At 64.5% G+C, this 12,084-nt stretch carries 11 protein-coding genes; 3 read left to right on the top strand and 8 right to left on the bottom strand.

The features are described 5' to 3' along the window. Positions 1 to 9: 9 nt before the first annotated feature. The 8 genes from acnA to uvrA form a co-directional block, all read right to left on the bottom strand. Positions 10 to 2,694 (bottom strand): aconitate hydratase AcnA, encoded by a 2,685-nt coding sequence (gene acnA, locus Q0D93_RS09045; protein WP_294393114.1) that lies wholly within the window; start codon positions 2,692 to 2,694, stop codon positions 10 to 12. 269 nt (positions 2,695 to 2,963) lie between these two features. Next, on the bottom strand, positions 2,964 to 3,443 hold the full coding sequence (locus tag Q0D93_RS09050) for a DUF4142 domain-containing protein (protein WP_294393116.1): 480 nt from the start codon (positions 3,441 to 3,443) through the stop codon (positions 2,964 to 2,966). Positions 3,444 to 3,499: 56 nt separating this feature from the next. After that, complete coding sequence (locus Q0D93_RS09055) at positions 3,500 to 4,588, bottom strand: alpha/beta hydrolase (RefSeq protein ID WP_294393117.1); 1,089 nt, start codon at positions 4,586 to 4,588, stop codon at positions 3,500 to 3,502. 206 nt (positions 4,589 to 4,794) lie between these two features. Beyond that, positions 4,795 to 5,067, bottom strand: a complete 273-nt coding sequence (locus Q0D93_RS09060; RefSeq protein WP_294393120.1) for a type II toxin-antitoxin system RelE/ParE family toxin — start codon at positions 5,065 to 5,067, stop codon at positions 4,795 to 4,797. Beyond that, on the bottom strand, positions 5,045 to 5,263 hold the full coding sequence (locus tag Q0D93_RS09065) for a hypothetical protein (protein WP_294393121.1): 219 nt from the start codon (positions 5,261 to 5,263) through the stop codon (positions 5,045 to 5,047). Before Q0D93_RS09065 ends, Q0D93_RS09060 begins: the two co-directional genes overlap by 23 nt. A 7-nt stretch (positions 5,264 to 5,270) precedes the next feature. Continuing rightward, positions 5,271 to 5,435, bottom strand: coding sequence for a hypothetical protein (locus Q0D93_RS09070; RefSeq protein ID WP_294393123.1), 165 nt, complete (start codon positions 5,433 to 5,435; stop codon positions 5,271 to 5,273). A 20-nt stretch (positions 5,436 to 5,455) separates the two neighbouring features. Beyond that, positions 5,456 to 6,700 (bottom strand): AAA family ATPase, encoded by a 1,245-nt coding sequence (locus Q0D93_RS09075; protein WP_294393125.1) that lies wholly within the window; start codon positions 6,698 to 6,700, stop codon positions 5,456 to 5,458. 120 nt (positions 6,701 to 6,820) lie between these two features. Beyond that, positions 6,821 to 9,724, bottom strand: a complete 2,904-nt coding sequence (gene uvrA, locus Q0D93_RS09080) for an excinuclease ABC subunit UvrA (RefSeq protein WP_294393127.1) — start codon at positions 9,722 to 9,724, stop codon at positions 6,821 to 6,823. Between the two features lie 173 nt (positions 9,725 to 9,897). Between uvrA and Q0D93_RS09085 the strand changes: the two genes are divergently transcribed. The 3 genes from Q0D93_RS09085 (at position 9,898) to arfB (ending at position 11,748) form a co-directional block, all read left to right on the top strand. Continuing rightward, positions 9,898 to 10,341 (top strand): DUF3597 domain-containing protein, encoded by a 444-nt coding sequence (locus Q0D93_RS09085; protein ID WP_294393129.1) that lies wholly within the window; start codon positions 9,898 to 9,900, stop codon positions 10,339 to 10,341. Positions 10,342 to 10,864: 523 nt separating this feature from the next. Then, positions 10,865 to 11,278, top strand: coding sequence for a cupredoxin domain-containing protein (locus Q0D93_RS09090; protein ID WP_294393131.1), 414 nt, complete (start codon positions 10,865 to 10,867; stop codon positions 11,276 to 11,278). Positions 11,279 to 11,334: 56 nt separating this feature from the next. Then, on the top strand, positions 11,335 to 11,748 hold the full coding sequence (gene arfB / locus Q0D93_RS09095; RefSeq protein ID WP_294393133.1) for an alternative ribosome rescue aminoacyl-tRNA hydrolase ArfB: 414 nt from the start codon (positions 11,335 to 11,337) through the stop codon (positions 11,746 to 11,748). The last annotated feature ends 336 nt before the right edge of the window (positions 11,749 to 12,084 follow it).

The raw sequence follows: 12,084 nt of genomic DNA on the forward strand, positions 1-12,084 counted from the left end.
GCACCCGGATCAGGCGGCGAGCTTGCGCAGCACGTAAGGCAGGATGCCGCCGTTCAGGAAATATTCCAGCTCGTTGACGGTATCGATCCGGCACCGCGCCTCGAACGTCTCCTCGCTGCCGTCGGCGCGCTTCAGCGTGACCTGCACCATCTGGCGCGGACGGAGGCTGGCCACGGCGCTGATCGAGAAGGTTTCGCTGCCGTCCAGCTTAAGCGTCTTGCGATCCACGCCTTCCGGGAATTGCAGCGGCAGCACGCCCATGCCGACCAGGTTGGAGCGGTGGATACGCTCGAAGCTTTCCGCGATCACGGCGCGCACGCCGAGCAGGGTGGTGCCCTTCGCCGCCCAGTCGCGCGAGGAGCCCGTGCCATATTCCTTGCCGGCGACCACCACCAGCGGCGTGCCCGCATCCTTATACTGCATCGCGGCATCATAGATGGCGAGCGTGTCGCCGGTGGGCACGTAGCGGGTCATGCCCCCCTCGACGCCCGGCACCATCTCGTTGCGGATGCGGATGTTGGCGAAGGTGCCGCGCATCATCACTTCATGGTTGCCGCGGCGCGCGCCGTAGCTGTTGAAGTCCGACTTGGCGACGCCATGCTCCTGCAGGTAGCGGCCTGCCGGGCTGTCCGCCTTGATCGAGCCCGCCGGGCTGATGTGATCGGTGGTGATCGAATCGCCCAGGATAGCCAGCGGACGGGCGTCGACGATGTCGGCCACCGCATTGGGGGTCATGCCCATGCCGGCGAAGTAAGGCGGGTTCTGGACATAGGTGGACGCATCGTTCCAGCCATAGGTGTCCGAACCCTCGATCGTGATCCCGCGCCACTTGCGGTCGCCTTCGAACACGTTGGCGTAGCGGGTACGGTACATCTCGCTGTCGATTACCGACGTGATCATGTCGGAGATTTCGTGGTTGGTCGGCCAGATGTCCTTCAGGAACACCTTCTTGCCGTCCTCCGTCTCGCCGATCGGCTCGGTGGTGAGGTCCTCGCGCACCGTCCCCTTCAGCGCATAGGCGACCACCAGCGGCGGCGATGCCAGGAAGTTGGCGCGCACGTCGGGCGACACGCGGCCTTCGAAGTTGCGGTTACCCGACAGCACGGACGCGGCGACAAGGTCATGCTCGTTGATCGCCTTGCTGATCGGCGCGGGCAGCGGGCCCGAATTGCCGATGCAGGTGGTGCAGCCATAGCCGACCAGGTTGAAGCCCATTGCGTCCAGGTCGTCCTGCAGCTTGGACTTGGTCAGGTAATCCGTAACCACCTGGCTACCCGGCGCCAGACTGGTCTTGACCCACGGCTTCGGCTTCAGGCCCAGCTGGCGCGCCTTGCGGGCGACCAGACCGGCGGCGACCAGCACCGACGGGTTGGAGGTGTTGGTGCAGCTGGTGATCGCCGCGATCACGACGTCGCCATGGCCGACCTCGAAGTCGCCACCCTCGACCGCCACGCGTGCATCGGCCTCGCCGGTCTTCTTGTAGCCGGTCACCAGCTCGTTGTTGAAATTGTCGTCGACGTTGGACAGCAGCACCTTGTCCTGCGGGCGCTTGGGGCCGGCCAGGCTCGGCTGCACGGTGGACATGTCGAGCGCCAGCGTGTCGGTGAACACCGGATCGGGCAGGTTGGCGTCGCGCCACAGGCCCTGCGCCTTGGCATAAGCCTCGACCAGCTCGATCTGGTCCTCCTCACGCCCGGTCAGGCGCATATAGTTCAGCGTCGCCTGATCCACCGGGAAGAAGCCGCAGGTCGCACCATATTCCGGCGCCATGTTGGCGATGGTCGCGCGGTCGGCCAGGTTAAGGCTGTCGAGACCCGGGCCGTAGAATTCCACGAAGCGGCCGACCACGCCCTTGGCGCGCAGCATCTGCGTCACGGTCAGCACCAGGTCGGTGGCGGTGATGCCCTCGGCCAGCGTGCCGGTCAGCTTGAAGCCGACCACTTCCGGGATCAGCATGGACACGGGCTGGCCCAGCATCGCGGCCTCCGCCTCGATCCCGCCGACGCCCCAGCCGAGCACGCCCAGGCCGTTGACCATCGTCGTGTGGCTGTCGGTGCCGACGCAGGTGTCGGGATAGGCGACCTCGCTGCCGTCCGGTCCCTTGGAAACCCACACCGACTGCGCGATATGCTCCAGGTTCACCTGGTGGCAGATGCCCGTGCCCGGCGGCACCACCTTGAAATTGTCGAGCGCCTTGGAGCCCCAGCGCAGGAACTCATAACGCTCCATGTTGCGCTGATATTCGATCTCCACATTGTCCTGGAACGCCTGGGGCGTGCCGAACTCGTCCACCATCACCGAATGGTCGATGACCAAGTGGACGGGAACCAGCGGATTGATCTTCTGCGCGTCGCCGCCCAGCGTGTTCATCGCGTCGCGCATCGCGGCCAGATCGACCACGCAGGGGACGCCGGTGAAGTCCTGCATCAGCACGCGCGCCGGGCGATACTGGATCTCGCGCTCCGACGTGCGGTCGGTCAACCACTGGACCATCGCCTTGAGGTCGTCGATCGTGACCGTCGCGCCGTCCTCGAACCGGAGGAGATTCTCCAGCAGCACCTTCATGGAGAAAGGCAGGCGCGCCACGTCGCCCAGCTGCTCCGCCGCCTTGGCGATGCTGTAATAGGCGATGGTACGGCCGCCGACTTGAAGGGTGGAACGGGTGTTGAGCGTGTCGTGGCCGACGGCGGTCATGTCTGGGCGACTCCGTATCTGCTGCAATGCAAGGGTTGCCGCGCGCCCTAGCAAGCGCCGCCGTTCGGGGGAAGGGCGTGGCTGCGCCTCTCCTCCTTGCCCGTCACGGCAGCAGTGCTGCGGTGCCCCCTTACCCCGTCGCCCCTGCGAAGGCAGGGGCCTATCGCTCGCCCGGCAGGTACGTCCGTCGACAGGAGAGACATGGGCCCCTGCCTTCGCAGGGGCGACGGTGGAGCGGGCGGGACCACACGGCCCCGCCCGCCAGGACATCACATCGTCTTCAGCATCGCGATATGCTGTTCCACCACCGGCGTGATCCTGGCGGCGGCGGCCTTGAGCGGGGCGGCGGTGCCGTCGGCGGCATAGGCCTTGTGCACCGCCAGCGCCTGGTTATGCAACGCCTTCTGCTGGGCGATATAGGCCTTGTCGCGTGCCGGGCCGCTTTCCGCGCGCAGTTCCGCCACCAGCTCGGTCTGGAGCGGGTTGAGCTTGGGCGCGCCCGCCTTGACCTGCGCCTTGGCGGCGGCGGCCTTCACGTCGGCCGTGCTCTTGCTGTGGTGCGCGATCATCATCTGCGCGAAGCCGCGCACCTTGGGATCGGTGGTCGATTGCAGCACGATCTGGCTCGACTGGCGCTCGTAGAGGTCGCTCGCGCCGGCGGTCGCCACGAACTCGGCCGGGCTCATCACCTGCGCCATGGCCGGTGCGGCCGCGACCAGCGCGGTCGCGATCAGGGGAAGCATCTTCATCGGAAATCTCCTGCAATCAAGGATGCGGGCGGCGCAGCGGCCGCCCGCTGGTAGCATCACTTGGCGAAGGCGGCCTGGAGGCGGGTGATCGCGTAATTCTCCGCGTCGTAGGCGCCGCGCACCACCTTGCCCATGCCGAAGAATTCGTGCGTCACGCCCGGAAAGGTCCGCTGCTCGACCGTGTCGCCGGCCGCCTTCATCGCGGTCGCCAGCGTCTCGCCGTCCGAACGGAGCGGGTCGATCTGCGCATTGACGATGGTGGTCGGCGGCAGGCCGCGCAGGTTCGCCTTCACCAGGTTGATCTTGGGATCCATCTGGTCGGCCTCGGTGGTCGAGTAATAATAACCGAACCACTTCAGCATCGCCGTGTTGAGCGGCTTGGCATTCGCCGAATCCGCCTTGGACGGCAAGGTCATGTCGCTGTTGGCGATCGGATAGACCGACAGGATATGCCTGGGCGCGGTCAGGCCGTTGTCGCGGGCGTGGATGGCGGTGGCGATCGCCAGGTTGCCGCCCGCGCTTTCGCCGGCCAGCGCGACCTTGGCGGGATCGCCGCCCCACGACGCGGCATTCTGCAGCACCCAGCGATAGGCCATCGCCGCATCGTCATGCTGCGCCGGGAACTTGAATTCGGGCGCATGGCGATATTCGACCGAGACGACGATCGCGTTCAGCTGCTTGGACAGCAGGCGCGGGGTCGCGTCATAGGCGTTGATGTCGGCGATCACCCAGCCGCCGCCATGATAATAGACCACCACCGGCATCCCGCCGCCACCGGCCGCAGCCGCCGGCATGTAGATGCGGGCATATTGCATCGGATCGGAGCCATAAGGCAGCTCCTTGGTCACCACCGCCGGATCGGGCGCGGTCGACTGGCCCTGCTTGCGCATCACCGCATGCGCCGCATCGGCGGCGGTCGGCTGGAGCCGCGCCTTGACCGGCGTCAGCGTCTCGACCGGCTTGGCGCCGAGCGCCTTGTGCGCGTCCAGCACCGCCTGCATGTCGGGTGCGGCAGCGGGCGGCATGATGGCGATGGTCATCGGCTGCGGCGGCGGCGCCGCGTTGAGCGAGGCCGGAGACTGCGCCAGCGCCGGGGCGGCCACACCGGCCAGCAGCGCGAGGCCGATCGCAAGACGTGCATTCATAAAGGTCATTTCCCTGTTCAACCCACCCGACCCGGTGAACAGGTCGCCCCGTTTCCTGTTCCGCCTGAATATTTTAGAGGGGTACCGGCGGCGCAGGGAACTGCCGGACGCTTCGCCCGCAGGCCGATCGTCAGCGCACCCTCTCGACCGTGAGCGCACCCCAGATAGCAGCCGAGTGTCGGCGGCGACGCCGACCCGGCGGCAGGTCAGCGATAGACCTCGCGGCGGTGAGCGACTTCGATGATGAACACGGTGACGACCTGATCCTCGATCCGGGCGATGGCGCGGTAATCGCCGACACGATATCGCCAGAACCCGGACAGTTCGCCCATCAGCGCCTTGCCGGTGGCGCGCGGATCGCTGGTGCGGGCGAGATCGTCCTGAAGCGTGCGGACGAGGCGGGTGGCGGCGGTGCGATCCAGCTTCTTCAGCTGTTTCTGCGCCCGCCCCTCATACTCAATCTTCCAGACCGAGTTCACGCAGCATCTCTTCACTCGACTTTGTGGCGGCGGGATCGTGCTCCTTCCACGCCTCTACGGCGGTGGCGTAATCCTCAAGCTCTTCAAGGTAGGCGAGCAGCGCCTTGCGCGCGATCTCATCCGGCGCCTGCCCGATGCGGGCAGCGACCTCGGCAAGCTGCCGTTCGAGTTTGGGGTCGAGTGCAACGTGGAGCATGATACGGTCATCGCACAAACATGCGATTATCGGAACCCTGCGCCGGATCGGTGATGCGGATGCCATCGACCGTCAGGAAGTTGGGCGCCTTCCAGCCGTAGAACGAAACCTTCAGCTCGGACCAGTTAACGCGGAGTTGATCGAGCGCGATGGGACAGGTGGTACGCTGCACATGGCTAAGCCAAAAATGCCCTACTCAACAATTTTCACGACTCTGTGTTCAGCGTCAAGCTGCAATCCGGCCCTGATCGCCATTTTCAACTTGGGAGATACAAATCTATAAGCATTGTTTTTCGGTGTCCGCCTTATGAGCGGATTCTCAGCCTTAGAAAACGATGCCAACATCTGCGGGAGATTAAGGTTTATCCCCTCGTCGACATCAAACTCTTCTCTGACTATTCGCTCAATGTCCGAATGCTTGAAGTCTTCTTTGTCCACCTTTCCAAGGCTATAAATGACTTGATTTTTTCTGCCGACCTTAGTTTCGATAGAGTTCATCAAGTTTTCGATAACCGCGAGGTCAGAAGTAAATGACTCTTCAAGCCACTTCCTCTCCGCGCGACTTACAACATCTAAGGATATAATGTTGTTGTCACGCTGAGCCTCTAAAGCAATCTTCAAACAAAGTTCGTGAATCTGTTGCGCGATACGATCTGTCTTCCAACATATCTCCTTGTACAAAAAAACTTTGTCTAATGTAAATTCACAACGAAGTTCTTTTTCAAAACCGCGCGACATAAGCGATATAGCCTCGTCAAGGGTCAGTCGCGCCACCTCAGGTATCTCTATGAGTCGATTTGCTATGGTTGATGCGTTGCCCACCTTTGCAACCAGCTGCTTTAAATCACGCGGAACTCCAACAAGCAGCAGTTTCACACCGTGCTTAGCAATCGACTCTTCATCTGCAGAAATAATAATGCTGGCCACGGCCCGTAAGTAGTCAGTATCATCAACAATTTGCTCGAAATTATCGAGGACAAGCACAGACCTCTTACCGTGCGCTTTATTGTTAAGATAGGTGACCAGTCCGCTGAAGGCGCTCTGGGTAGCCAATGCTACTTGGGTTTGCTGTTTTCCGCCCCCACCAATGCCACCGGGCCTTACACCGAAGTCAAACTCTTCGGTGCGCTGAGTTGGCGTCTCAATGCCAAGTTCAGCAAGTTTGGCCTCAAAGGCACTCAGCAAAGATCCATGAAGCACCGCATTTGCCAAGTTAACAATCTCAAACCTGACACTTTTATGCGTAAGGACACGCTTGTACAACCATGTTTTTCCATTGCCGCTTTCACCATGGACAATGATATACTTGTCGCCTTTCAGCGCATCCTCAAGGCGCTCCTCAAGCTCTGGTCGATCAACGTACATGCGCTCGTTAATTTCTCGAGAGCGGGGAGTGAACACATCGTTGGGTTGAGCTTTGCTAAACAGGTTTACCACTGGCTTGGCCTTCTGACGGCAGATTTGCGTTGCCTATTGCCTATTGCCTACATAACAAATCGTATGATCGACAAGTCAAGTCATACAAAGCATCCTCGGTCTTGCTCAATGAGCACCCACTCACTCCGCCGCCGCAGCCACCGGCTTCACCCCCAGCAACGGCGCCAAATACCGCCCCGTATAGCTCCGCGCCTCCTTCACCACCGTTTCTGGCGTGCCCGTCGCGACGATCTCCCCGCCCTTGTCGCCGCCTTCGGGGCCGAGGTCGATGATCCAGTCGGCGGTCTTGATGACCTCCAGATTATGTTCGATCACGACCACGGTGTTGCCCTGTTCGACCAGGGCATGGAGCACCTCCAAGAGCTTGCGGACATCCTCGAAATGGAGGCCGGTGGTGGGCTCGTCGAGGATGTAGAGGGTGTTGCCGGTGGCGCGGCGGCTGAGTTCCTTGGCGAGCTTCACGCGCTGCGCCTCGCCGCCCGACAGGGTGGTCGCCTGCTGGCCGACCTTGACGTAGCCCAAGCCCACCTCCGCCAGCATCGCCATCTTGTCGCGGATCGGCGGCACCGCCTTGAAGAATTCCACCGCATCCTCGACCGTCATGTCGAGCACGTCGGCAATGGACTTGTCGCGGAACTTCACCTCCAGCGTTTCGCGATTGTAGCGTTTGCCGTGGCACACGTCGCAGGTGACGTAGACGTCGGGCAGGAAGTGCATCTCGATCTTGAGCACGCCGTCGCCCTGGCATGCCTCGCACCGCCCGCCCTTGACGTTGAAGCTGAAGCGGCCGGGCTTGTAGCCGCGCGCCTGCGCCTCCGGCAGGCCGGCGAACCAGTCGCGGATCTGGGTGAAGGCGCCGGTATAGGTGGCGGGGTTGCTGCGCGGGGTGCGGCCGATCGGCGACTGGTCGATGTCGATCACCTTGTCGAGGTGGCTCAGCCCCTCGATCTTCTCATGATGCCCCGCCACGATGCGCGCGCCGTTGAGCTGGCGGCTGGCGGACGCGAACAACGTGTCGATGGTGAAGGTCGACTTGCCCGACCCCGACACGCCGGTGATGCAGGTGAAGGTGCCGAGCGGCACCGACGCGCTGACATTCTTGAGGTTGTTGGCGCGCGCACCCTTCACCGTCAGCTTCTTGCCCGATCCCTTGCGGCGCTTGGCCGGCAGCGCCACCGTGCGGCGGCCGGTGAGGTAATCGGCGGTGAGGCTGTTTTCGTTGGCCAGCACCTCGTCCAGCGTGCCGGCGGCGATCACGGTGCCGCCATGCACGCCCGCGCCCGGCCCCATGTCGATCACATAATCGGCGGTGCGGATCGCATCCTCGTCATGCTCCACCACGATCACGGTATTGCCGAGGTCGCGCAGCCGCTTGAGCGTAACGATCAGACGGTCATTGTCGCGCTGGTGCAGGCCGATCGAGGGTTCGTCGAGGACGTAGAGCACGCCGGACAGGCCCGACCCGATCTGGGAGGCCAAGCGGATGCGCTGGCTCTCGCCGCCCGACAGGGTGCCGCTGGTGCGGTCGAGGTTGAGATAGTCCAGCCCGACATTGTCGAGGAAGCCCAGCCGCTCCACGATCTCCTTCAGGATCGGGGTCGCGATCTGGCGCTGCTGGTCGCCCAGGCCGTCAGCCAGGGTACGGAAGAAGGCGAGCGCCTGGCCTACGGGACGGCGGGTGGCGATGGAGATGTCCTCGCCGGCGATCTTCACCGCCCGCGCCTCCGGCTTCAGGCGGGCGCCGTCGCACACCTCGCACGGGCGCGTGCCCTGATATTTGGCCAGCTCCTCGCGCATGAAGGCGCTCTCGGTCGAGGCCATGCGGCGTTCGAGATTGCCGATCACGCCCTCGAACGGCTTGTTGACCGTGTAGCTCTTCTTGCCGTCGATAAAGGTCAGCGCCACCGCGCGCCCCTTGGTGCCATGCAGGATCGCCTCCTGCTGTTCGGCCGTCAGGTCGTTCCAGGCCGTTTCCAGCTTGAACCCCTCCGACTTGGCCAGGCTGGCCAGCACCTGCATGTAATACGGGCTGGGCGGGTTGGACTTGGCCCACGGCACCACCGCGCCCTTGGCGATCGAGAGGTTCTCGTTGGGGACGACCAGTTGCGGATCGAAATACAGCTTCTCGCCCAGGCCGTCGCACGCCGGGCAGGCGCCCTGCGGCGCATTGAAGGAGAACAGGCGCGGCTCGATTTCCGGAATGGTGAAGCCGGACATTGGGCAGGCGAATTTCTCGGAAAAGACGATGCGATTGGCGGGAACGGCACCCTTGAGCTTGCTTTCGGTCGCGCCAGGGACGTTGCCGTCCGCCAGATCGACATAGACCAGCCCGTCCGTCAGCTTCAGCGCGGTCTCGAAGCTCTGCGCCAGCCGCGTCTCGATTCCCTCGCGGATGGCGAGGCGATCGACCACCACCTCGATGTCATGCTTGTACTTCTTGTCGAGCGCGGGCGCGTCCTCGATCTCGTGAAACTCGCCGTCGATGCGGACGCGGGTGAAGCCGGCCTTCTGCCATTCGGCAAGCTCCTTGCGATACTCGCCCTTGCGGCCGCGCACGGCGGGAGCAAGCAGGTAGAAGCGCGTACCCTCCGGCAGCTGCATGACGCGGTCGACCATCTGGCTGATTGTCTGCGCGGCGATGGGCAGCCCGGTGACCGGCGAATAGGGCACGCCGACCCGCGCCCACAGCAGGCGCATATAATCGTAGATCTCGGTCACGGTCGCGACGGTGGAGCGAGGGTTGCGCGATGTCGTCTTCTGCTCGATCGAGATTGCGGGGCTCAGGCCCTCGATATGCTCCACGTCGGGCTTCTGCATCAGCTCCAGGAACTGGCGCGCATAAGCCGACAGCGATTCCACATAGCGGCGCTGCCCCTCGGCATAGATGGTGTCGAAGGCGAGGGAAGACTTGCCCGAGCCCGACAGGCCGGTGATCACCGTCAGCGTCTCACGCGGGATATCGACATCCACGCCCTTGAGGTTGTGCTCGCGCGCGCCGCGGACGGAGATGTGGGTCAGGGACATGGACTACGTTCTACTTCCGTTCTGATCGGGAGGCCAGATGCGAGATAGGAAGCGCTCCCTGCCTTCGCTAGCGGGCGCGGCGCGACGGATCGTTCGGCCGTGGCGCATCCCTCCGGGCTATCGCACGTTACCCCCGCTCAACCGGCCACGGCCACAATCCCGGGAGTATGCACATGGGTCTGTTCGACAGCATCAAGCACGCCATTTTCGGCGACAAGGGTCCGCTCGGCTCGTGGGACAAGAACAAGGGCGCGGCCCCGGCGCCGGCGGCACCCCATGCTCCCGCCGCGCCGATAGCTCCTCACCCGCAGCCGGCCGCCGCTGCACCCGCGCCCGCAGCGCAGGCGCCTGTGGATGTGGATGTGGATGTGGAGCAGATCCTGACGCAAAAGGCGGCGGCCTATGGCAAGCCCAACAATTGGCGCACCTCCATCGTCGACCTGCTGACCCTGCTGGGCCTCGATTCCAGCCTCCAGGCACGCAAGGAGCTGGCGCAGGAACTGAACGTCCATGCCGGCGCGGACGGCAGCGCGGAGCAGAATATCGCGCTCCACAAGGCGGTGATGCAGCAGCTGGCGGCCAATGGCGGCAAGGTGCCGGCGAGCATGCTCGACTGACCTGATCGGCCGGCATCTGCATCGCGCAACGGAGGGGCGGCAGCCGCACGGAACCCGCCCCCCTGCCGATGCCTCCACCAGAGGTTGGCCCGGCCATAGCAGCTTACTATGTGCTTTCGCGCAGACGGGAGCAGGAGGTGAAGCGACACCCTCCCGCCTCCCAGGCTTCCGCCTGCGCGGGAGCGCTGCGGGCATGTGCCGGACAGTGCCGGACGCTCGCCAGCATTCGTCCTTGCCAGGCATTCCTCCCTTGATAGCCGCCAGCCACCATCGGCACGCTTGCCACGCCGGGGATGGTGTGAGACGGCCCGGCGGTTCACCCGCTCCGACCGGACGCCATGTTCCCACGCCAACCGCCCGACCCTCGCCCTTACCGCCGCCACACGGTTCGTCGTGCGTGCGCGAAGGCGGGGCATCCCTTTGGCGCGGCTCACGTTGTTGAGCGGAGGCCGAACGGAGGGACAGCCCGCATGGCCTGCGCCACCCTCCGCCGGCCGCTACGCATCATGTTGGGAGTGTATCGATGAAGCCCCTCACCCTCGCCGCCGCTCTGATTCCCGCTCTTGTGCTGGCGGCGTCCGCGCCAGCGCAGACGCAGGGCTGGAATGCAGGCAAGACGGTCAACATCACCGTCACCAACGAACGCTTCACGCCGTCGCGGATCGTGTTGAAGAGCGGGCGGCATTATACTTTGCGCTTCCGCAACGTGTCGGACCGGGGCCACAATTTCTCCGCCAAGAAGTTCTTCGACATTGCCCGCGTGAACCCGCGCGACGCTCGCTGGGTGCGGCATGACGACGTGAACCTCGACGCGGGTCAGAGCGCGACGGTGCGGATCGTCGCCCCCGCCACGCCGGGCGCGGTGTATAACTTCCGCAGCACCGTGCTGCGCGACGCGGCGGAGAAGATGAAGGGAGCGATCTACGTCGTCCGTTGAGCCCTGCCGCGCGGCCGCTTGCGCGTGCCCTGCCCCCTCGGGCGGGGCGCGCTGAGGTGGCCGCACCCGATCTCCCGCCGGTGCCGGAGGAGGCGCTGGAGGAACGCTTCCTCGCCGCCACCGGCCCCGGCGGGCAGAACGTCAACAAGGTGGCGACGGCGGTGCAGTTGCGCCTGGACGTCTATGCACTCCGCCTGCCGCCCGACATGTTCCTGCGGCTGAAGGTCTTGGCGGGCAGCCGCTGGACCAGCGACGGCGGCATCGTCGTCACCGCCCGCCGCTTCCGCACGCGCGAGGCGAACCGCGCCGATGCGCGCCAGCGTCTGGGGGAGATGCTGGCCGAAGCCCGGCTCCGCCCCGAGCGGCGGATCAAGACCAAGCCCAGCAAGGCCGCCAAGACCCGCCGGGTCGAAGCCAAGTCGCGCGCGGGCGCGATCAAGCGCGGACGAGCCAGGGTAGTGGTGGACTGACGCTGCATCCTTGGTCAGGCCGAACCTGATGGTGCGGAACAGCGGCCCGGCAACGGCTGGCGGCAGGCGGATAGAGCCATGATTGGTGCGACAGCCGGGTGGCGTGCCGGCATGCACGCCTGATCGGGGCACCAACAGCCGTCCCGCTGACTTCGAAACACTGGCATGATGCGGCACGGCCCATAGCCTCAAGCGACAGCGTTGCAGCTTTCGCGTAAGGGCCTGTACGGAGCAGAGGCCCCATCCGAGCCGACTTCGCATGGCGGCATGGCAGGGGGCCGCGCGACCCGACCGCGATCACCAATCAGTCGGAACCGCGCCGCAACGCAAAGGGAG

Source organism: uncultured Sphingomonas sp., from assembly GCF_934560975.1.
Classification (GTDB): Bacteria; Pseudomonadota; Alphaproteobacteria; order Sphingomonadales; family Sphingomonadaceae; genus Sphingomonas_I.